The organism is Streptomyces sp. NPDC019396, assembly GCF_040632375.1.
GTDB lineage: Bacteria > Actinomycetota > Actinomycetes > Streptomycetales > Streptomycetaceae > Streptomyces.
Window position 1 is genome coordinate 282,113 of sequence record NZ_JBEYBS010000006.1, and the last position, 21,422, is coordinate 303,534.

At 70.6% G+C, this 21,422-nt stretch carries 20 protein-coding genes; 11 read left to right on the top strand and 9 right to left on the bottom strand.

What is annotated here, in order from left to right; translation table 11 throughout:
- Positions 1-146: 146 nt before the first annotated feature.
- The gene (locus ABZ532_RS09675) at positions 147-1,352 is read left to right on the top strand and encodes a cytochrome P450 (protein WP_361280745.1); all 1,206 of its coding nucleotides are present in this window, start codon (positions 147-149) and stop codon (positions 1,350-1,352) included.
- Between the two features lie 29 nt (positions 1,353-1,381).
- On the opposite strand, the gene ABZ532_RS09680 is transcribed toward ABZ532_RS09675, so the two are convergent.
- From ABZ532_RS09680 to ABZ532_RS09715, 8 genes are all read right to left on the bottom strand, one after another.
- A complete protein-coding gene (locus ABZ532_RS09680) occupies positions 1,382-1,987 on the bottom strand; it encodes a TetR/AcrR family transcriptional regulator (RefSeq protein WP_361280746.1) in 606 nt (201 codons plus the stop codon).
- Positions 1,988-2,117: 130 nt separating this feature from the next.
- Complete coding sequence (locus tag ABZ532_RS09685) at positions 2,118-2,993, bottom strand: 3-hydroxybutyryl-CoA dehydrogenase (RefSeq protein WP_361280747.1); 876 nt, start codon at positions 2,991-2,993, stop codon at positions 2,118-2,120.
- Between the two features lie 200 nt (positions 2,994-3,193).
- Positions 3,194-4,363 carry an acyl-CoA dehydrogenase family protein gene (locus ABZ532_RS09690; protein WP_361280748.1) on the bottom strand — a complete coding sequence of 390 codons (1,170 nt, stop codon included), beginning with the start codon at positions 4,361-4,363 and terminating at the stop codon, positions 3,194-3,196.
- Positions 4,364-4,446: 83 nt separating this feature from the next.
- The gene (locus ABZ532_RS09695) at positions 4,447-5,625 is read right to left on the bottom strand and encodes an acyl-CoA dehydrogenase family protein (RefSeq protein ID WP_361280749.1); all 1,179 of its coding nucleotides are present in this window, start codon (positions 5,623-5,625) and stop codon (positions 4,447-4,449) included.
- Between the two features lie 89 nt (positions 5,626-5,714).
- Complete coding sequence (locus tag ABZ532_RS09700; RefSeq protein WP_361280750.1) at positions 5,715-7,775, bottom strand: acetate--CoA ligase family protein; 2,061 nt, start codon at positions 7,773-7,775, stop codon at positions 5,715-5,717.
- A gap of 1 nt (position 7,776) precedes the next feature.
- Positions 7,777-7,968 carry a ferredoxin gene (locus ABZ532_RS09705; protein ID WP_361280751.1) on the bottom strand — a complete coding sequence of 64 codons (192 nt, stop codon included), beginning with the start codon at positions 7,966-7,968 and terminating at the stop codon, positions 7,777-7,779.
- A gap of 11 nt (positions 7,969-7,979) precedes the next feature.
- Positions 7,980-9,296 carry an NADH-ubiquinone oxidoreductase-F iron-sulfur binding region domain-containing protein gene (locus ABZ532_RS09710; protein ID WP_361280752.1) on the bottom strand — a complete coding sequence of 439 codons (1,317 nt, stop codon included), beginning with the start codon at positions 9,294-9,296 and terminating at the stop codon, positions 7,980-7,982.
- A complete protein-coding gene (locus tag ABZ532_RS09715; protein WP_361280754.1) occupies positions 9,293-9,844 on the bottom strand; it encodes a hypothetical protein in 552 nt (183 codons plus the stop codon). The genes ABZ532_RS09710 and ABZ532_RS09715 overlap by 4 nt, the downstream gene beginning before the upstream one ends.
- Positions 9,845-10,278: 434 nt before the next feature.
- Here ABZ532_RS09715 and ABZ532_RS09720 point away from each other — a divergent pair, with 434 nt between their 5' ends.
- The 10 genes from ABZ532_RS09720 (at position 10,279) to ABZ532_RS09765 (ending at position 20,984) form a co-directional block, all read left to right on the top strand.
- Positions 10,279-11,571 (top strand): aromatic ring-hydroxylating dioxygenase subunit alpha, encoded by a 1,293-nt coding sequence (locus ABZ532_RS09720; RefSeq protein ID WP_361280755.1) that lies wholly within the window; start codon positions 10,279-10,281, stop codon positions 11,569-11,571.
- A gap of 250 nt (positions 11,572-11,821) precedes the next feature.
- A complete protein-coding gene (locus tag ABZ532_RS09725) occupies positions 11,822-13,009 on the top strand; it encodes a spermidine/putrescine ABC transporter substrate-binding protein (protein ID WP_361280756.1) in 1,188 nt (395 codons plus the stop codon).
- Position 13,010: 1 nt separating this feature from the next.
- Entirely contained in the window at positions 13,011-13,949 is a 939-nt protein-coding gene (locus tag ABZ532_RS09730; RefSeq protein WP_361280758.1) for an ABC transporter permease, read from the top strand.
- Positions 13,946-14,842 carry an ABC transporter permease gene (locus ABZ532_RS09735; RefSeq protein ID WP_361280759.1) on the top strand — a complete coding sequence of 299 codons (897 nt, stop codon included), beginning with the start codon at positions 13,946-13,948 and terminating at the stop codon, positions 14,840-14,842. Before ABZ532_RS09730 ends, ABZ532_RS09735 begins: the two co-directional genes overlap by 4 nt.
- Before the next feature lie 4 nt (positions 14,843-14,846).
- The gene (locus tag ABZ532_RS09740) at positions 14,847-15,989 is read left to right on the top strand and encodes an ABC transporter ATP-binding protein (protein WP_361280760.1); all 1,143 of its coding nucleotides are present in this window, start codon (positions 14,847-14,849) and stop codon (positions 15,987-15,989) included.
- Between the two features lie 60 nt (positions 15,990-16,049).
- A complete protein-coding gene (locus ABZ532_RS09745; protein WP_361280761.1) occupies positions 16,050-17,372 on the top strand; it encodes an NAD(P)/FAD-dependent oxidoreductase in 1,323 nt (440 codons plus the stop codon).
- Positions 17,365-18,795, top strand: coding sequence for an aminobutyraldehyde dehydrogenase (locus ABZ532_RS09750; protein WP_361280762.1), 1,431 nt, complete (start codon positions 17,365-17,367; stop codon positions 18,793-18,795). The genes ABZ532_RS09745 and ABZ532_RS09750 overlap by 8 nt, the downstream gene beginning before the upstream one ends.
- Positions 18,796-19,121: 326 nt before the next feature.
- The gene (locus ABZ532_RS09755; protein ID WP_361280763.1) at positions 19,122-19,550 is read left to right on the top strand and encodes a tyrosinase cofactor; all 429 of its coding nucleotides are present in this window, start codon (positions 19,122-19,124) and stop codon (positions 19,548-19,550) included.
- A 17-nt stretch (positions 19,551-19,567) separates the two neighbouring features.
- Positions 19,568-20,404 carry a tyrosinase family protein gene (locus ABZ532_RS09760; protein WP_361280764.1) on the top strand — a complete coding sequence of 279 codons (837 nt, stop codon included), beginning with the start codon at positions 19,568-19,570 and terminating at the stop codon, positions 20,402-20,404.
- Positions 20,405-20,486: 82 nt separating this feature from the next.
- Positions 20,487-20,984 carry a hypothetical protein gene (locus tag ABZ532_RS09765; RefSeq protein ID WP_361280765.1) on the top strand — a complete coding sequence of 166 codons (498 nt, stop codon included), beginning with the start codon at positions 20,487-20,489 and terminating at the stop codon, positions 20,982-20,984.
- Between the two features lie 176 nt (positions 20,985-21,160).
- Here ABZ532_RS09765 and ABZ532_RS09770 read toward each other — a convergent pair whose 3' ends face one another.
- A complete protein-coding gene (locus ABZ532_RS09770) occupies positions 21,161-21,370 on the bottom strand; it encodes a dodecin (protein ID WP_361280766.1) in 210 nt (69 codons plus the stop codon).
- Positions 21,371-21,422 lie beyond the last annotated feature (52 nt).

Consider the following 21,422-nt stretch of genomic DNA (forward strand, 5'->3'; position numbering starts at 1 on the left):
CAATTAGGGCGCCGGGAGGTGTCCGGGGCCGGGGCAGCGCGCACATAGACACATGGGCGGGACATGACCGGGCCGGTCGTGTCCTGCTTCCGCATGACCCCCCGTGAGCAACGAACGCGCGTCATCCCGGAGCGGAGTGGTACACAATGGCCGAAGCGGGCGATGCAATCCTCTGTCCGTTCGACTTCAGCGAAGCCCTGGATTTCGACCCCTCCCTCGCGGAGCTGATGGCCCAGGGCCCCATCACCCGGATCCGGCTGCCGTACGGCGACGGAGAGGCCTGGCTCGTCACCGGGTTCGAGGGTGTGAAGCAGGTGACCACTGATCAACGCTTCAGTCGCGCGGGGATCATGCAGCACGACTATCCGCGGCTGACGCCGGAGCCGATCGTCTCCCCGGAGTCGATCAACGTGATGGACCCGCCGCGCAGCAGCCGGCTGCGACGGCTGGTGTCCCACGCGTTCACCCGGCAGCACGTCGAACAGATGCGGATGTCCATCGTCGAGCTCGCGGACGAGCTGCTCGACGAGATGGCGGAGCAGGGGCCGCCCGCGGACCTCGTGCAGCACCTGTCGAACCGGTTGCCCCAGCACACCATCTGTGAGGTGCTCGGCATCCCACGCGACGAGCGGGCCCAGATGCAGGGCTACGCCCAGCGGCTGCTCTCCACCGAGGAGGACAGCCAGCAGACCGAGGCCAGCGCCAAGGCGTCACTGCGGTCCTACTTCGACCAGCTCGTGAAGGAACGGCGGCACACTCCGGGCAACGACCTGATCAGCGCGCTGGCCGCGGCGCAGGACGGCGAGGACGCCCTGGACGACCAGGAACTGACCGTGATGGCGCTGACCTTGCTGCTCAGCGGTCACGACACGGGTTCCTGTCAGATCAGCAACGTCTCGTACCTCCTGCTGACCCACCCCTGGCTGCTGGAGCGGGTCAGGAACAAGCCGGACAGCCTGCCGGCCGTCATCGACGAACTGCTCCGCTACATCCCGTTCCGCAAGGGGGTCGGCATCCCCCGCGTGGCGCTGGAGGACGTGGAGATGGGCGGGGTGAAGATCCGGGCGGGCGACTTCGTCCATGTGTCGTACCTGACGGCGAACCGCGACCCGGAGCGCTTCACGAACCCCCACACCGTCGACCCGGACCGCCCCAACGTGCCGCATATGACCTTCGGCTGGGGCGGCCACCGCTGCATCGCCGTCCCGTTGGCGATGGCCGAGCTGGAAGTGGCGATCGGACGACTCCTCGAGCGCTTCCCCGGGCTGCGCCTCGCCATCCCTGCGCCGGACGTGCGCTGGGACACGGAGACCATCAGGCGCTTCCCGGTCGAACTGCCGGTGGCCTGGTAGCCACCTCGCACGCAGCACCGGCCCGCGGCCTAGAACTCCGGGAACTCCCCGGACACGCCGAGGGCCGGTGCCACCGCCCTCCAGATCGCCGACTGGGCCGAGTCCAGGGTCACCCGAGGGTCCCCCAGCATCAGCCGGATGCCGAAACCGTCGCACAGCGCGAGCAGCAGGGTGGCCGTCGCGTCCACGTCGAAGGCCGCGAACTCGCCGGAGTCGACACCCCGCCGCAGCGCGCTACCGACCCAGGTGTGCAGCTGGTCGTAGAGGTCGACGGCGAACTTCTGCGTGGTGTCGTCCCGCAGGGCCCGCACCCACAACTCCTGCCACAGACGCCAGTCCTGTCTGAGTACCGGGTCGGTCGGCAGGAGACTGTGCAGGATCCGCGCCAGGATCACCGAGGCGGGCACGGAGTCGGCGTCCCGTTCGAGTTCCGTGCTCGTATGGGCGAACGAGTGCGTCATCGCCTCAGTGAACAGCTTCTCGCGGTTCTCGAAGTGGTAATGCAGCAGCGCCGTCGAGACGCCCGCGTGCTCCGCAACCATGCGCATGCGGATCTTCTCGAAGCCGACCTCGGCGATCACTTCGCACGCCGCGGACAGGATCCGCTCACGTGTTTCGCGAGTGCGTTCGGCCATTGCCACGTGGGTACTCCCTGAGGTCGGTCCTGTGGTGCGGTCTCGGCGCCGGGCCGCGCCATGGGTCCGTGCGGCGCCACCTCCCATCTTGGCGCATCGACGCCGGTGGCGGACCCGGGGACGGCGAGGTCTACCGGTAGGCGTGGAAGCCCCGGCCCGACTTGCGACCGAGCAGCCCCGCCTCGACCATCCGGGACAGCAGGGGCGGCGGAGCGTACAGGGGCTCCCGGAACTCCTCATACATGGACTCCGCGATCGCCCGGGTGGTGTCGAGGCCGATCAGATCGGTCAGCGCCAGTGGGCCCAGCGGATGCGCGCAGCCCAGGGTCATCGCACGGTCGATGTCCTCGACCGAGGCCGTCCCGGCCTCCGCCATCCGGACGGCCGCAAGCATATAGGGCACCAGCAGCGCATTGACGATGAACCCGGACTTGTCCCTGGCCCGTACGACCTGCTTGCCGAGCACGCCGTCGGTGAAGGCCTCGGCGCGCAGGACGGTCTCGTCGGAGGTCAGCAGGGACGGCACCAGCTCGACCAATGGCAGGACGGGCACCGGGTTGAAGAAGTGGAGGCCGATCACCTGTTGTGGCCGCGAGGTGGCCGCCGCGAGCCGGATGACCGGAATGGAGGAGGTGTTGGTGGCCAGTACGGCGTCCGGGTTCTTCACCACCGCGTCCAGCCGGCTGAACACCTCCACCTTGACGCCCGCGTCCTCGGCGACCGCCTCCACGACCAGATCCCGGTCCGCCAGCAGGTCCAAGCCGTCGACGACGGCGATCCGGGCCAGTGCCGCGTCCCGCTCGGCAGCGGACAGCTTGCCCTTGTCCGCGGCGCGCCCCAGGGATTGAGCGATCCGCGCCCTGCCGGATTCGGCGGCGGCGGCGCCCGACTCGGCCACCACGACGTCCAGTCCCGCCCGCGCACACACCTCGGCGATCCCGGACCCCATCAGTCCGCATCCCACGACGCCGACCCGTTCGATGGGTGGCTGCCCGGTTCCGGCCATCGGTCTCCTCCTGTGTGGTGTTCGTGGTGTTCGTGACGCGGTCCTTCGCGTGCGCGTGGTCTCGCGCGAAGAACGCTCCTGTGCGCCGCGGGTCGTCCGCGTCGTCGTGCGGGGTCGGCCGGTGAAGGGATGGCGGAACCGGTGTGGGGTACGGAGCGGGAGTCCGGAACCCACACCGGCCGCGACCACGGCTGCCGCCGTCAGCCGGTCGGCAGCTGCAGCACCCCGGTGCCGCGCTTGACCAGCTCACCCGCGATGATCAGGCGCTGGATCTCGGAGGTGCCTTCCCAGATGCGGTCGACGCGCAGCTCGCGGTAGAGACGCTCGACCGGGTAGGAGCGGTCGTAGCCCCGTCCTCCGAAGATCTGCACACAGCGGTCGATGACCCGGCCGGCCGCCTCGCTCGCCGAGAGCTTGGCGATGGCCGCCTTGGCGTGCAGCGTCTTGCGGTCGGACAGCCCCGCGTCCACTTCCCAGGCGACCTGGTGGGTGTAGGCGCGGTTGACGGCGATGTCGACGGCGCAGTCGGCGAGCATGCCCTGGATGAGCTGGAAGTCCGCGATGCGGGAGCCGAACTGGCGGCGCTCCACGGCCCAGTCGCGGGCCAGCTCCAGCGCACGCTCGGCGGCGCCGGTGGTACGGGCCGCGATCATCAGGCGTTCCTCGGTGAACCAGGAGCGGGTGATGTCGTAGCCGTTGCCGATCCCGCCGAGCACCGCGTCCTCGCCGACGTGCACGTCGCTGAAGGTGAACTCGGGGTGCTCGTACACGAAGGTGTGCATGAACCGCGGCACCCGGGTCATCTCGATGCCCGGAGTGTCCTTGTCGACCAGGAACAGGGTCGGGGCCCGCTCCTCGCCGGCAGCCGCCAGCACGATCATGAAGTCCGCGTGGTCCCCGACCGTCACGAACCACTTCTCGCCGTTGAGGACCCAGCCCCCGCTGGTGCGCGTCGCGGTCGTCTTCAGGTTCTGCGGGTCGGATCCCGCCTCGGGTTCGGTCACGGCGTAGCAGTCCCGGCGTGCGCCCCGGATGACCGGGACGAGATAGCGCTCCCGCTGCTCGGGGGTGCAGAAGCGCAGCGCGTTTGCGGGCCGCCACACCATGTCCCACAGCGCTCCGGTCAGCCGGCCCAGCTCCTCCTGGACGGTTGCCTGCTCCAGGATGGAGAGCCCGGCACCGCCCCACTCGGCGGGCATGTTGACGGCCTGGAGCCCGCTGGCCAGTACGGCGTCGCGGACCTCGGCGTGGGCGGCGGGCGGCAGCCCGTTGTTCTCCTCGCAGTCGAGCTCGTACTTCATGATGAACTCGGTGAGCTCGCGGGCGGAGCCCCGCAGCTCTTCCTGACGGGCGGTGAGACGGAAGTCCATGGCAGTCCTCGGGGGTTCGGTGGCCTAGGGCGACGGTGCGGAGCGGTGCGGAGCGGTGCGGAGTGGGCGGGTGGTGTGCGGGGTCAGGAACCGGACGGGGGCAGTGCGAGCGCCCGGGTGCCGCGTTTGATCAGCTCGTTGGCGATGATCAGGCGCTGGATCTCGGAGGTGCCCTCCCAGATGCGGTCGACGCGCAGCTCGCGGTAGAGACGCTCGACCGGGTAGGAGCGGTCGTAGCCGCGTCCTCCCAGGATCTGGAGGCAGCGGTCGACGACCCGGCCGGCCGCCTCGCTGGCCGCCAGCTTCGCCGTGGACGCCTTGGCGTGCAGCGTCTTGCGGTCCGTGTGCGGCTGGTCGGCCTCCCAGGCGACCTGGTGGGTGTAGGCGCGGTTGACGGCGATGTCGACGGCGCAGTCGGCGAGCATGCCCTGGATGAGCTGGAAGTCCGCGATGCGGGAGCCGAACTGGCGGCGTTCCAGGGCCCAGTCACGGGCCAGCTCCAGCGCACGCTCGGCCGCGCCCACGGTGCGCGCGGCGATCATCAGCCGCTCGTCCGTGAACCACTCCTTCGTGAGCTCGTAGCCCTGTCCGACACCGCCGAGGACATCCTCGTCGGGCACGAACACATCGGTGAGCACGAACTCCGGGTGCCCGTTGACCGCAGAGTGCATGAAATGCGGCACCCGGGTCATCTCCACCCCGGGGGCCTGCTTGTCCACGAAGAAGAGCGTCGGCTCGCGGTCCGGGCCCGCATCGGCCTGTACGAGCAGGAAGTCCGCGATGTCCCCGCAGGTCACAAACCACTTCTCGCCGTTGAGCAGCCAGCCGCCCGCGGTCCTCGTGGCCGTGCTCGTACCCGACGACGGATCCGAGCCCGCGCCCGGCTCCGTCACCGCGAAGGCGTCGAACCGCTCACCCCGGATGACGGGCAGCAGATACTTCTCGCGCTGCGCCTCGGTGCCGTAGGCGAGGACGTTGGCGGGCCGCCAGGGGATGTCCCACAGACAGTTGGTGACCTTTCCGAACTCCTCTTCCACGATGACCTGGTCCAGCAGCGAGAGACCTGCACCTCCCCATTCGGCGGGCATGTTGATCGCGTAGACACCGGCGTCGATCGCCGCCCGGGTCAGTTCGCGTACGGTCTCGGCGGGCAGCGGACCGCCCGCCTCTTCGGACTGGTTCTCGTAGCGCATCAGCAGCCGGGTGTACTCGGCGGCCCGCTCCTTGAGCCGGGCCTGCTCGGGGGTGTAGCGGTAGTCCATGAGCGCCTCCTCGGAGGAGAGTTGGTGGAGTGGGCGGTGCGGTGTGTCGGTGTGAAGGTCTGTCGGTGTGTCGGTGTGGTGCGGGCCGGTCAGGCGAGTACGGCCCGGGCGTCCAGAGCCAGTACGCCGTCCGGACGGACCAGCAGGGGGTTGATCTCGAGCTCGGCGATCTCCGGATGGGCCGCCGCCACCTCGGTGATCAGGGCGATGACCTCGGCGGCGGCGGTCACGTCGACGGCCGGCCGGCCGCGTACCCCCGCGAGCAGCCCCGCCGTGCGCAGCCCGCGCATCAGCCGGCCCGCGCGAACCGCGGGCACCGGGGCCAGGGAGAACGCCACATCGTGCAGCGTCTCGGTGAAGAGCCCGCCGAGTCCGACCATGGCGACGGGACCGAACCGCGGGTCCTGGTTGACACCGACGATCAGCTCGACCCCGTCGCTGAGATCGGCCATCGCCTCGACCGAGTACGACGGCGCGCCCAGCCGGGCGTGCATCTCCCGGTACGCGGCCAGCAGCGCGGCCCGGTCGGGGAGCCGCAGGGCGACACCGCCCGCGTCCGACTTGTGCAGCAGGTGCAGGGCCTTCAGCACATACGGACCACCGAACTCTGCGGTGGCGGCCAGCAGTTCAGCCTCGTCGGTGATCTCGCGGGCCGCCGGGAACGGCACCCCGGCTGCTTCGAGCAGGGCTCGTACGCCGTGGTACCCGGCGTCCTCCAGCGGGGCGGCGGGCGCCGGCAGCGCGGCGACCCCGGTGAGCCCCGCGGCCTCGTCCACCGTCAGCGCGGTCAGGGCGCGCGCCGCGTCCTCGGTGGCGGAGAACACCGGCACGCCCGCCTCCGCGAGGATCCGGCAGCTCGGCGCCTGTGGATACATGGACTGGACGACCAGCGGCTTGGGGTGCTCCGCGCGCCGCATGACGATATCCCGCGCGGCCCGGGCCTCGCCCTCGGACAGCGCCATGCCCCCGCCACCCAGGCCACCGTCGGAAGCGGAGTACCCGCCGAAGTAGCCCGTCATCAGCACGGCGTCGACCTCGTCGGCGGCGAGCAGCGAGCCGACGGCCTCCGCGTACGAACGGGGATCCTGCTCGCCCATCCCGGCGAGGTCGACCGGGTTGCCGACGGCCGACTGCTCCCACAGCACCGACCGCAGCCGGGACTGTGCCTTCTCGCCGAGTTCGGGGACTTCGAGCCCCGCCGACTCGGCGGCGTCGGCGGCGATCACACCGTGGCCGCCGCCGTCCGTGAAGACCGCCGTACGCCGTCCGGTGCTCCGTGCGCCCGACCGCAACGCGGCCAGCACCACGGTCATCTCCCGTGGGGTGGCGACGAGTTCGACGCCGGCGTCGCGGCAGGCAGCGGCCACCACGTCGGCCGAGGTGGTCAGGGCGCCGGTGTGGGACTGGGCGCTGCGGGCGGAAGCGCTGCCGCGTCCGGCCGTGAGCAGCACGACGGGTTTGCCGGCCGCGGCGGCTGCCCGGGCGAAGGCGCGGCCGTCGCCGAAGTCCTCCGCGTACACCGCGATCGCCGAGGTGCCCTCGTGCCGGGCGCAGTCCTCGACCAGATCGACCAGCGTGACATCCGACTGGTTGCCGAGCGAGACGAAGCGCGAGAAGCCCAGACCGTGCGGGGCGAAACGCAGCTGGAGCTCCAAGGCGAGATTGCCGCTCTGGCTCAGCAGGGCGACGCCACCGTGGGTGAAGGTGTCGGAGGCCAGATAGAGCTCCGTCGTGTTGTCGGCGATTCCGAGGCAGTTGGGCCCGACCAGGACGGCACCCGCCGAGCGCACCCGCTCGGCGATCGCACGCTGCCGGGCGAGGCCGGTGGCGCCCGTCTCGGCGAAACCGGCCGTGATGGCGACGATCGCCCGCGCTCCGCAGCTCAGCGCGTCCTCGACGGCGGCTTCGAAGCCTCCGGCCGGTACGGAGATCACCGCGAGGTCGACCGGTTCACCGATCGCGGTGAGCGAGGTGGCGGCCGGGCGTCCCAGCACGGTGCCGCCGCGGCGGTTGACCAGGTGGACAGGGCGCCGGTCAGGGGCGCGCAGTGCCTGCGCGGCCACGGCGTGACCGTATTTGGCCGGGTCGTCGCTGGCGCCTATCACGGCGACGGAGGCGGGGTCGAAGAGCGCCGTCAGGTCGCGTGCCATCTCACTTCTCCAGCCGCAGCGCGGAGTTGGGGCAGGAGTCGGCGCAGGCGCGGGCGGCGTTCTCGCCGCCGCTCGGCACGGGGACCGCGATGACCGACGCATAGCCCCACTCGTCGAGCTCGACGAGGTCGGGGGCGTGCTCCTGACATAGGCCGTAGCCCTGGCAGCGGGTGGAGTCCAGCAGGAGTTTCATGGTGGGTCCTTTCAGCGAGGGCTCGACGGGGACAGCCGCTCGGAGTCGGGCTCCGGGAAGGCCTGGGCCGGCTGCCCGGGGTGGTCCATGACCGGGGGGACGGGCACCACCAGGCGGTGGCCGCCGCTGGGCGGGGCAGTGGCGCAGTCCGTGCAGACCGCGCCGAGGTGGGTGCGGACGAGGGCCGGGAAGACGCGGAGGAGGCTGCCCGCCGCGCCTGCGGCGGCGTCCAGCAGACCGCAGGCACCGCGCCCCGGCAGCCCGGCCGACCAGCGCAGCAACCGCTCCTCGGCGTCGGGTGCCGCGGTGCCGGTGGTCAGCTGCCGCAGGGTGTCCGCGATCGCCGCCGTGCCGGAGACGCAGACACCGCACTGGCGGGCGCTCTCGGTCCGCAGATGGCCGACCGCGTCGGCGGCCGTCGCCACGGGGCAGCTTCCGGGCCCGAGGAACCGGATCGCCCCGCAGCCCAGCGCCGTGCCCGCCGCAGCAAGCTCCGTGCCGTCGAGCGTGAGGTCCAGCGATTCGGGACCGATGAGCCCCCCGAACAGTCCGCCCATCAGCGCGCCGGTCGCCCCCGCGGTGCCCTGGAAGGTGGCCAGGGTGCGCAGGGAGGTGCCGTACGGCACCTCGGAGAGCAGCGCGCCGCCGTCGGACGAGGACAGGGTCAGCAGCGTGCTGCCCGCGATCTCGTGCCGGCGCTCGGGGGAGGCGGCGATCAGGGCGATCCGGGCGAGGGTCTCGACATTGGAGATCAGGGTCGGCCGGTCGCCGACCCCCCGCTGGTACGGGCGCGGGGGCTTGGCGGTCGGCAGTGCGGGCCCGCCGTTGATCCGCCGCACCACCGCGGTTTCCTCCCCGGCCACATAGGTGTGGCCGGTCTCGACCACCTCGGTCGGTGTCCTGGGCGGCCACTCGGCGATCGCCTGGCGGACGCGTGCGGCGGAGCAGGGGTCGGAGACGTACACGTAGGCCCGCGTGGCGCCGGTGATCTCGGCGGCCCGGTCGAGACCGTCCAGGACGAGGTGCGGCCTGGCCCGCAGCAGCCAGCGGTCCTTGACCGATCCGGGCTCGCCCTCCTCGCCGTTCGCGACGACGACGGGACGTCCCCCGCCGTCGCGTACCGTCCGCAGTTTCACGGCGACGGGGAACGCAGCCCCGCCGCGCCCGCGCAGTCCGGCATCGGCGATGTGGTCCAGCAGGCGATCGGGGGATCCCGCGCTGTGGTAGCCGCCGGCGGCCGTGTAGGCCTCGCCGCTCTCCACGAGGTCGGGCAGCGTGCCGAGTGCCGTATCGGCCCGGTAAGGCATCAGGGAGCGTATGACGGTCATCCCCGGCCTCCTTGTCGTCCCTGGCGTGTGCCTGGTGTGTGGGGTGGTTGTGGTGTCTCCGGCGGCGCCTCGGCGGCGGTGGTGGTGGTTCCCGCGGGATTTGTTGCGTCGGGGGTGGTGGCTTCCGCGGTGGCGGGCGTCGTGTCGGAGCGGGCCGGTGACGTCCGGCGCAAGGAGCTGACCGCCGTCTCCAGGGCGCGCCGGTCCGCCGCCGTGCGGCCGTAGCCGGTGCCCGGCAGCCCGATGAGCATGCGGTGGTGCTCCAGCACCACCTCACCCGCCAGCAGCGCGGCCGCCCGGTCGCCGCGGCGGGCACCGGAGGCGACAGCGGTCACCAGATCCGTCACCTCGGCGAGGTAGCGCAGCCAGCTGCGCTCGGTGCCGTGCAGGATCAGTCGCTCCACTCGGCGCCGCTCTGCTGCCGCCAGCCCCGGCGCTGTCATGTCCGCATCGGATGCGGGGGAGCGCAGGGCGGCGACGGTGGACGGAAGTTCCCGCTCAGGTTCGGGTGTCAGGCCGAGCCAGGTGAGACTCCGGCGACCACTCATGGTGCCTCCGGGGGGAGTGGGGGTCGGGAGTGAGGGATGGGATGTGGGGCGCAGCGCGGGCGGGCTCGGGGGCCGTGGGACCGGAGGTGCGCTGTGCAGGACCGGTGGGCGGATCCGGTGCGCCGTGCGACGGGTGGTTCGGCGAAACGGTGTTTCGGCGGAGCGAGGGATCAGGCGCCGGGCTGGTGCCCGGGGTCGCCTGCCTGCGGTCCGGAGCGACGGTTGCGTACCGGATCGCTGGAGGTGGTGATGCCGACTAAACTAACTAATCAATTAGTCAGCCCACAAGTCTTGACACTGCGGAAACCCGCCAGCAGTCTGACTGGCCAGTTAGTCAGTGCGGTTTCGGTGCGGTTGGTTCGCCGGGCCGCCGACAGTCGCAGGGCCTGCCTCAACACCGATCGCCGCGCATGGCGGCAGTGAGGAGTGATCCGATGCAGCCCGAAGCCCCCGCCAGCACGGACCCCCGCAAGACGGCCACCTCCGCGCCCGGAGCCGGCTCCGCCCCCGAAGCACCGCCCCGAGCAACCGCCGCGCCACCCGGCGTGGACTCGTCCGCACCGCCCGGTCCTGCGGACCCGTCGAAGGCGACCCGATCCACGGGGCCCGTCCCGGACCCCGGCCGGGCCCTGTCCGGCCGCTACTACGCCGATCCGGACAGCCTGGCGACCGAGCAGCGGCATATCTTCGCCAGGTCATGGCAGCTCGTCTGCCATGAGTCGGACCTCCAGGGACCCGGCGCCCGGCTCACCGCCACCGCCGGCGGACGGGAGGTCCTGGTCGTCCGCACCGAGGACGGCGGACTCGCCGCCCACCTCAACGTGTGCCGCCATCGCGGAACCCGCCTGGTCACGGCCCACGAGCCGGAGGGCAAGGCGATCCGCTGCCCGTACCACGGCTGGACGTACAAACTCGACGGACGCCTCGTGGGAGCCCCCGAGGCACGGCAGATCCCCTGCCTCGACAAGCCCAAGCTGGGTCTCTTCCCCGTGCGGGTGGAGTCCTTCCTCGGCTTCGTCTTCGTCAACCACGACCCCGGCGCCGTACCGCTCGCCGAGCAGTGCGCGGGCCTGGCCGAAGCCGTCGGCCACTACGCGGGGGCCGATCTGGTGCCCATCGGACGCAGCCGGATCCACGATCTGGAGGGCGCCGAGGTGCAGCAGGCCAACTGGAAGGTCGCCGTCGACAACTACCTCGAGGGCTACCACGTACCCGTCGCCCACCCCGGTCTCATGCGGCTGCTCGACTACCAGGGATACAGCTACGAGCTCGCCGAGTCGTACGCGCTCTTCGCCTCGCCCCTGCGCGACAAGCCGTCATCGAACTGGGCGGAACGCCTCTACCAGCGGATCACGGCCCCCATGCCGGGGCTCACCGAGGCCGATCACCGTATCTGGCGGTATGCGGTGATCTATCCCAACACACTCATCGACTTCTACCCCGACCATGTGCTTGCCTGGACCGCCATACCCACTGCCGTGGACCGCGTGGCCGTACCCGGCGCGTTCTACACCAAGCGTGGGACCGGACTGCGGACCCGTATCGCCCGGCGGCTGAACATCCACATCGGCTGGATCACGAACGACGAGGACGCGGAGCTGGTCGCCCGGGTACAGAAAGGACTCTCCACCCCCGGGTTCGAGCCCGGCCCTCTCTCCCGGCGCGAGTCGGCGGTCGGCTGGTTCGCGAACCGCGTCCGGGCCGATCTCGACGGCGCGGAGCGCTGATCCGCACTCCGTTCCGCCGCGCTCCACCCCCACCCCACTCCATACCGCTCCGGCGCATCCGTTCCGCACTCCCTTCCCACCCCCCGACAGCGTGGCGCAGGCGCCACGCACCCGCACCCGTCCGGCCACGGCGGTGGTGACCCCCACCCCGCACCCCCCGCGGCCCCCAGGTCCCCGCCCGGTGGCAGGGACCAAGCCCGCGATCGCCCCGTCGCAGTGTTCGCACCGCAGACCCACGGAGAGGACACCGATGTCCCCCGAGGCACCGCCATCCCCATCCGCATCCCCAGCCCCGCACGCCGCCGCGCCCGCCCTGCTGTCCCGCCGCTCCCTCCTGCGCACCGGAGCCGCCGCCACCGCCGGTATCGGCCTCGGCCTGACAACCGCAGGGTGCGGATTCCTCCCGGCCGGCCCCACCGCGTACGGGGACACCGAAGAGCCCATCGACGTCAAGGTCGACGGGGATCTTGTCTACTTCAACTGGGCCGACTTCGTCGACCCGGCGGTCTTCGCCGGATTCGAGAAGGAGTACGGCGTCAAGGTCATCCAGTCGAACTTCGACTCGATGGAAGGCATGGTCGCCAAGCTCAACGCCGGCAACCGCTACGACATCATCTTCCCCAGCGCTAAATGGGCCCAGCGGCTGGCCGCCGGCCACCGGCTGCGCAGGATCGACCACAGCAAGCTCAGGAACGCCGAGTCGGTCTTCGGCCACTACCCCTACTTCGCCGACCCCTGGTACGACGCCGGGTCTGGGCACACCGTCCCGCGCATCATGTACAAAACCGGCATCGGCTGGCGCAAGGACAAGATCGGCGACGGACTCAGCGGCTCCTGGGACGATCTGTGGAGCACGCGGGCCAAGGGCAAGGTGTTCGTGCTCGACGACCGTGACGAGGTACTCGGCTTCGCCGCCCTCAAGCTCGGCCTCGACCTCACCACGACGGACGAGGACGAACTCGGCAGGATCACCGAAACGCTCAGATCCCTGCGCCCCCATCTGCGCGGCTTCTCCAGCGACAGCTACAACAACCTGCTGAACGGCAACGCCGTCATGACCCAGGCCTGGAGCGGGGACATGGCCGCCATGCTGGGCCAGGCCGAGGACCCCTCCGTCCTCGGCTTCGAGATAGCCAAGGAGGGTGCCCCGGTCAATTCGGACTGCTACGCCATCCCCTCCGACGCACGCCACCCCGGCACCGCGATGCTCTTCATCGACTACATGCTCCGCCCGGAGAACGTGAAGAAGAACATCGAGTACATCGGCTACCCGATGCCCGTCGGCGGTACCGAGGACACCTACGCCGCGCTTGTGGAGCCCTTCCCCGAGTGTCTGGTCTCGGCCGAGGACCTCAAGGACGACCTCTTCTTCCGCAACGGCTCCGCGAAGGGGGAACAGGCACGTGACACCGCCTGGACCCATGTGAAGGCGGGATGACATGGCAACGCACACCACCCCCGACCTGAGCACCGGGACCTCCGGGCCTCCACGCCCGGCGCCGCCCTCCCGCCGCCGCGGCCCCTCCGCCAGGAACAACCGCATCTGGACCTGGCTGATGCTCCCCGGCACCCTCTGGATGGCCGCGTTCCTACTGGCCTCGCTCGTCCTGGTCGCCACCCTCGCCCTCGGCACCACGGACCCGCTCGGCAATCCGCGCTTCGGCTTCAACACCGGCAACATCACAGCGCTGGCCGACCCGGCCTACCGGTCCGTGATGCTGCGCTCCCTCGGCTACGCCCTGCTGACCGTGGTGATCTGCCTCGCCGTGGCCTACCCGGTGGCGTACGCCATCGCGCTGCACGGCGGACGGTTCAAGAACTTTCTGATCGCCGCCATCGTCGTACCGTTCTTCGCCAACTACCTGGTGCGGATGTACGGCTGGTCCGTGGTCCTCTCCGACGACGGACCCCTGCTGAAGGGCCTGCGCTCCATCGGGCTCGCCGACGGGGACACCAAGATCCTCCAGACCGGAGTGGGCGTCATCGCCGGACTCGTCTACGGCTTCATCGTCTTCATGATCATCCCACTCTACGCCGCCCTTGAACGCATGGACGTCTCTCTCATCGAGGCGGGCCGCGACCTCTACGGCGGACCGCTGAGGACCTTCTTCCACGTCACGCTGCCCGCCACCCGGCAGGGCGCGGCAGCCGGCTGCGTCCTCGTCTTCCTGCCCGCCATGGGCGACTTCGTCAGTGCCCAGCTGATGGGAGGCCCCGACCAGATCATGATCGGCAACTTGATCCAGGACAAGTTCTTCCAGGGCCAGAACTGGCCCCTCGGCTCGGCACTCACCATGCTGATGATGGCCGTGCTGTTCCTCGGGATGCTGGGCTATCTGCGCCGCACCCGCAAGGACGAGGCGGAGGCGGCCCGATGACACTCGCCGTACCGGGCAAGACCCGCCAGGACACCGCACCGAGCACGCCCCGGCGCGGCACCAAACTCCGCAGACCCCGCCGTCGCCCCGACCGCAGGCCCCGGTTCGCCATCACCGTGACCGCCGTGTTCTTCGCGCTGCTCTATCTGCCGATCGCCGTCGTCCTCCTCTTCTCCTTCAACTCCCAGAAGTCCCTGACCGTGTTCAAGGACTTCAGTCTCCGCTGGTACGAGGCCTTCCTCCAGGACGACGCCCTGCTTGCGTCACTCGAGATGAGCCTGCGGGTCTCGCTGGTGGCCATGGCCGGATCGCTCATCCTGGGCGTGACACTGGCGCTCGGCCTCGTCCGCTGCCGCAGCCGACTGGGCTCCGTCGCCGGACTGATCATGCTCATCCCCCTGATCACCCCCGAGATCGTCACAGGGGTCGCCGCCATGCTGCTCTTCAAGGGCATGGGCATCACCCTCTCCACCACCACGGTGATGCTCGCCGAGATCACCTTCTCCATCTCCTACGTCACGGTCGTCCTCCGCTCCCGGATCGCCGCCCTCAACCCGGAGACCGAGGAGGCGGCGATGGACCTCGGAGCCACCCGCTGGCAGGCCCTGCGGCTGGTCACCCTGCCCGCGCTGCTGCCCAGCATCCTGGCCTCGGCGGTGCTGATCTTCGCCCTGGTCTTCGACGACTTCGTGCTCGCCTACTTCACCACCGGCGTCGACCCGCAGCCGCTGTCCGTACGCATCTACTCCGCCATCCGCTTCGGTGTGCAGCCCACCATCAACGCCGTCGGCACCCTGATGCTCGCCGGGTCCATCGCCCTGATCGCCCTCGCCCTCTTCATCCCGCGTCTCTTCGGCCGACGCGGCGGCCTCGACCTGCTCTCCGGGAAGTGACACCGTGACGCTCACCCCAGACACCAACTCGGCGACCCCCTCCCACTCCACGGGCACGGCGCTCGCCCCGGAGAACCCGGACACCGCGCCGGCGATCCGTCTCCAGGACATCAGCAAGCGCTACGGCGACAGCTACGCGGTCCACTCGCTGTCGCTCGACATCGCCCCCGGCGAGTTCTTTTCCCTGCTCGGCCCCTCCGGCTGCGGCAAGACCACCACCCTGCGCATGATCGGCGGCTTCACCGACCCCACCGACGGCACCATCCTGCTCGGCGGACAGGACGTCACCTGGCTGCCGCCCAACAAGCGCGACGTCAACACGGTGTTCCAGAGCTACGCACTCTTCGACCATCTCTCGGTCGCCGACAACGTGGCCTTCGGCCTCAAGCGCCAGGGCCTGGCACGCGGCGAGATACGCGAACGGGTCGGCACCATGCTCGAGCGTGTCCAGCTCGCCGCCCTGGCCGACCGCAAACCCCGCACCCTCTCCGGTGGCCAGCGGCAGCGCGTCGCACTCGCCCGCGCCCTCGTCAACCGCCCCCAGGTGCTGCTGCTCGACGAGCCGCTCGCAGCCCTCGACCTCAAGCTCCGCCGGCAGATGCAGGTCGAACTCAAGCAGATCCAGCGGGAGATCGGCATCACCTTCGTCTTCGTCACCCACGACCAGGACGAGGCGCTGACCATGTCGGACCGGCTGGCCGTGATGAACGAAGGCCATGTGGAACAGTGCGGCACTCCCGAGGACGTCTACGAGCGGCCGGCCAGCCGCTTCGTCGCCTCCTTCATGGGCACCTCCAATCTGGTCCCGGGCACCTACCGCGCCGGCCAGGTCGTCATGGACGAGGGCCCGGCTCTGCCGGTCGGCACCCGCACCGGTGTCGCCGACGGCACCAGGGTCAGCCTGTCCATCCGGCCCGAGAAGATCTGGCTCTCCGACTTCCTGCCGGACATGGCCCGGGTGAGCGGAGTCGTCCGCGAGACCGTCTACTCCGGCGCCACCACCACGTACCTCATCGAACTCGCTCCCGGAGTCACGGTGTCCGTGCTGGAACAGAACACCGACCGCTCCCGTATGGAGGACCGCTGGAGCGGTGGTGAGACCGTCGAGATCGGTTGGAAGCCCGAACACTGCCTGGTCCTGGACTGAGCTCCCGACTTCCCGTCCGCACCTCAGTTGGCCCCTCCCCACACCAGAAAGAACGTGCTCATGAACCACGACGTCATCGTGCTCGGTGGCGGACTCGCCGGTCTGGCCGCCGCACGGGACCTGGCCGCAGCCGGATCCGATGTGCTGGTCGTCGAGGCGCGCGGCCGGGCGGGAGGGCGGGTGGAACAGATGGCACTGCCCGACGGCCGGCTCGTCCAGCTCGGCGGCGAGGTGGTCGGCCGGGCCCACACCGCCTACCTCGCCCTGGCCGCCGAGCTCGGCCTCACCCTGGTACCCAGCTATGTGGCCGAGCCCGGGGCCATGGCCCGCGCTACGCCCGAGGGCGTCTCGGCGGGAGACCCACCGCACTGGTTCGGCCCGGGTGACGACGCCGTGCACCGGCGCGTCACCGCCGCCTTCACCGCACTCGCTGCGTTCGTCGATCCCGACGATCCCTGGAGCCATCCCGAGGCCGCGGCGCTCGACTCCCTGTCCGTGGCGGACTGGCTGCGATCGGAAGGGGCGAGCCCGGCCGTCGTACGCCTGTGGGAGATCGGCCAGCTCGCCCTCGCCGACGGCGCGTACGAACGCACCTCACTGCTGGCCGCGCTGCGTAAACACGCAGCCGTGCCCGGCGACGGGACCACCGGCCACTACGACTACGAGGACTGGGAGGGACTACGGGTCGCGGAGGGCTCAGCCACCGTGGCCCTGCGCATGGCCGCGGCCCTCGGCGAGCGCGTCCGGTACGACGCACCCGTCGAGACCGTCGGCATCAGCCGCTCCCGCTGCACCGTTCGGCTCGCCTCGGGGGAGACCCTCACCGCACGGGCGGTCGTCAGCGCACTGCCGGTCGGCCCACTGCGCTCGGTGTCCGTCACCGGGGTCTCCGGTGAGCGCCTCGCCTCGCTGCACCGCCAGCGCCAGGCGGTCGCCGCCAAGTTCGCCGCGGCGTACGGCAAACCGTTCTGGCGCGACAGCGGGCTGAACGGCCTGTCCGAATCCGAGGGAGTGCTCGGCAGCACCTGGCCGCAGAACGAGGGAATCCTCTCCGCGCTCGTGCCGCCGGAACGGTACGGGGTGCTGCTCGGCATGCCGCCGGGGCGGCGCGACACGGAGCTGCTCGCCGACATCGCCCGGCTGTACGGCGACGAGGCGCACCGTCCGCTGCGCACCTGGATCCGGATGTGGGGCACCGATCCATGGACCCAGGGGTACGTCACCCAGTGGACCCCCGGCGACGTGATGGCCGTCGGTCCACTGCACGGCACCCATGAACCACCGTTCTACGTCTGCGGATCGGACCAGTGGGTGGCCGGATACATGGAGGGCGCGGTGCGCACCGGCCGGGCAGCCGCCGGCGAGGTGCTGCGCCATGGCTGAGTCCCCTCGAATCCCGGAGCCTGCCCCGCGGCAGGTGCGCAACCACATCGCCGGAACCGACCGGGCCGCCGTCGGTGGTGAGTGGATGGACCTCGTCGACCCCACGACCGGACGGGTCAGCGGAAGAGCCCCGCGGTCATCCGCCACCGATGTGACCGCTGCCTGCGCCGCGGCCGACGAGGCACTCGAGCGCTGGGCCGCCACCACCCCGATGGAACGTCAGCGCGCCCTGCTGCGCCTGGCCGACGCCATGGAGTCACATGCCGACGAACTGGCGGCCGCCGAGGTCCTGGACACCGGCAAGCCCGCCGAGCTCTTCCGGGCCGATGAACTGCCCGCCATCGCGGACACCGTGCGTTTCTTCGCCGGGGCCGCCCGCGCTCTGCCGGGAGCGGCCGCGGCCGAGTACACGGAACACCGCACCTCGCTGCTGCGCCGTGAACCGGTGGGAGTCTGCGGGCAGATCACCCCATGGAACTACCCCTTGATGATGGCGGTGTGGAAGATCGCACCGGCTCTGGCGGCCGGGAACACCGTCGTGCTGAAACCGGCCGACACCACGCCGTCGTCCACGGCCCTGCTCGCCCGGATCGCCGCGCGGCAGCTGCCGCCCGGTGTGCTCAACGTGGTCTGCGGCGACCGGGACACCGGGCGGGCACTCGTCGTGGATCCACGGGTCCGGTTGATCGCCGTCACCGGTAGCGTCAGGGCGGGCCGGGAGATCGCGGCCGCGGCCGCCGACGACCTCAAGCGCGTCCACCTCGAACTCGGCGGCAACGCGCCGGTGATCGTGCACGAGGATGTGGACGCCGGCTCCTGTGCGGCCGAACTCGCCGCTGTGGCCTACTACAACGCGAGTCAGGACTGCACCGCTCCCACCCGCTATCTCGTGCACGAGCGGGTGTACGAGGACTTCGTCTCCGCCTTCGCCGCCCATGCGGCGGAACAGCGGCCGGGCGTGGACTTCGGCCCGCTCAACAGCGCGGCTCAACTCGCCTCCGTGCAAGGCCTGCTGGACCGGCTGCCCGGACACGCCGAGGTGGTCACGGGCGGTTCCCGTATCGAACGGCCGGGCTACTACCACGAGCCGACCGTCGTCGCCGGGGCACGGCAGAGCGACGAGATCGTGCAGGAGGAGATCTTCGGGCCGGTCGTCACGGTGCAGCGCTTCGCGGACGAGGAGGAGGCTCTGCGCCTTGCCAACGACGTGCGGTTCGGTCTCGCGGCCAGTGTGTGGACCAGGGACCACGACCGCGCCATGCGGGCCACCCGCGCTCTGCACACCGGGATCGTGTGGGTGAACACCCACGGCACGACGGTGTCGGAGATGCCGCACGGCGGAGTGAAGCATTCCGGTTATGGCAGCGATCTTTCCCTGGCGGGTCTGCTGGACTACACGCAGGTCAAGCATGTGATGGTCTAGCCGACCGGCTCCAGAACGTGTTGCGGACATGTTTCCGGACAGTTTCCCCATGTGAGGCCCGGCACACTCTGATCACCTCGACCGCAAATTCTTCACACATCCGGCGTCTCGTGTGAAGATTTTGCGTTCGGTCTCTCGGGGGACGGCTCGTACAACAAGATCAACTTTGTTCCGCCGCTGCGCTTCGTATGGCGACATGTCCGTTTAGCGATCAGCTGGGGCCCGGCGTTTACCGCCTGATCAGCACCGAACTGTAGGCATGCTCCTGGCAGTCCGCCCGACCAACGGGCTGCCTCCCGACCACAGTTCGTTTCAGGGGGTTACCCATGTCCCGACTCACCCGCCGTCAGGCCCTGGGCGCCGCAGCCGGCGTCGCAGCGGTCGTCGCGGCCACCGGCGCGGCCCAGGCCCTGCCCGCACGTACCGAAGGACACGGTGCCGGCCATGGCGCCGGTCACAACAGCACCGGCAGCGCGGCCGCGACCGCGACCCCGGGCTCCTTCAACGAGGTCTACCTGGGCCGCCGGATACAGGGCACGCCGTCGCACGGCGGCGGTCACCACGGCCACGGGGGCGGCCACGGCGGCTACACCGTGCTGGTCGACGGCAAGGAACTGCACGTGATGCAGAACGCCGACGGCACCTGGATCAGTGTCATCAACCACTACGAGCCGCACCCCACCCCCCGCGCCGTGGCCCGCGCCGCCGTTGTGGAACTCCAGGGCGCCGCCCTCGTCCCGCTCGCCCTTTCCTGATCCGGAGCCCACCAGCGATGACCGTACGCAAGAACCAGGCCCAGCTCGGCTCCGACGAGAAGCGCCGCTTCGTCAACGCCCTCCTCGCGCTCAAGCGCAACGGCCGTTACGACACCTTCGTCACCACGCACAACGCATTCATCATGAGCGACACGGACAACGGGGAACGGGTCGGCCACCGCTCACCCTCGTTCCTGCCGTGGCACCGCCGATTCCTCATCGAGTTCGAGCAGGCGCTCCAGTCCGTGGACCCCAGCGTGGCGCTGCCCTACTGGGACTGGACCGCCGACCGCACCACGGCTTCCTCCATATGGGCGGCCGACTTCATGGGCGGCACCGGCCGCTCCAGGGACGGACAGGTCATGGACGGCCCGTTCTCCGCAGCGCGCGGTGCCTGGCCGATCAATGTGCGTGTCGACGGCCGCAACTTCCTGCGGCGCGACCTCGGCGCAAGCGGTCGGCAGCTGCCCACCAGGTCCGAGGTCGACACCGTGCTCGCCATGTCCACCTACGACGCGGCCCCGTGGAACAGCTCCTCCGACGGTTTCCGCAACCACGTGGAGGGCTGGCGCGGTGTGAACCTCCACAACCGCGTCCATGTCTGGGTCGGCGGCCAGATGACCACCGGAGCCTCCCCGAACGACCCGGTGTTCTGGATGCACCACGCGTTCATCGACAAGCTCTGGTCGCAGTGGCAGAGCCGCCACCCCGACTCGCCGTACCTCCCCGCGGCCGGGACCCCCAACGTCGTCGACCTGCGCGACACGATGCGTCCCTGGAACAACGTGACGCCCGCCGACATGCTGGACCACACGCCCCACTACACCTACGACACGCCGGCCCCGGCAGCGTAGGCAACGCCGGAACGGCCCCGGGCCCCGGTGGGAAACACTTCCCACCGGGGCCCGGTTGCCGGCGGCACCTACCCTTGAGCAGGTGACCCAGCAGAACCAGCACCCCCGACCACTCGCTGTCTTCGACCTGGACGGCACCCTCGCCGAGACCGGCCACCGCCAGCACTTCCTGGAGCGCAGGCCCCGTGACTGGGACGCCTTCTTCGCCGCCGCTCCCGATGACACTCCGCTCGCCGAGGGCCTGAGTCTGGTCGCCGGTGCCGCCGCCGACTGCGAGATCGTCTATCTCACCGGCCGCCCCGAGCGCTGCCGTACCGCCACCGTCGAGTGGCTGGAGCGGTACGAGCTTCCGAGTGGCCGTATCTTCATGCGCCGCAACCACGACCGGCGCCCCGCGCGCACGACCAAGCTGGAGATCCTCAAGCGCCTCGGTCGCAACCGTGCGATCCGGATGCTCGTCGACGACGACGAACTCGTCTGCGAAGCGGCGCGACGTGCGGGCCACACCGTCGTACGGGCGAACTGGGCGAGCACTTCGGCGGCGATGCGGGACGCCCAGGAGCGTCAGGGCCGCACCTGATCCGCTCCCGGCCTCCTGCCGCCCACCGGGGCGCCGCCGCCCGTGACGCGCGACTCCACGCCCCGCCGGGCGGATGGCGACGCGCGCGTCTCGCGGAGACGCGCCCCCTTCCCGTTACCGGACAGCCCTTGGGTCGAACGGATGAGGGCGCCGCCCCTGCCTCCGAGCCGCCTGCGTCAGTCCTCCAGACGGAACCCGACCTTCAGGCCGACCTGGTAGTGCTCGACCTCGCCGTCCAGGATGTTGCCGCGGATCTGTGTCACCTCGAACCAGTCGAGGCCCCGGATGGTCTGCTTGGCCCGGGAGAGACCGTTGCGGATGGCCTGGTCGACCCCCTCGTGCGAGGTGCCGACGATCTCGGTGACCCGATAGGTGTGGTGGGACATGGGGTCGTCCTCTCCGTTGCGCCGTGACGGCGTTCCCTTCCACGGTGCCCCA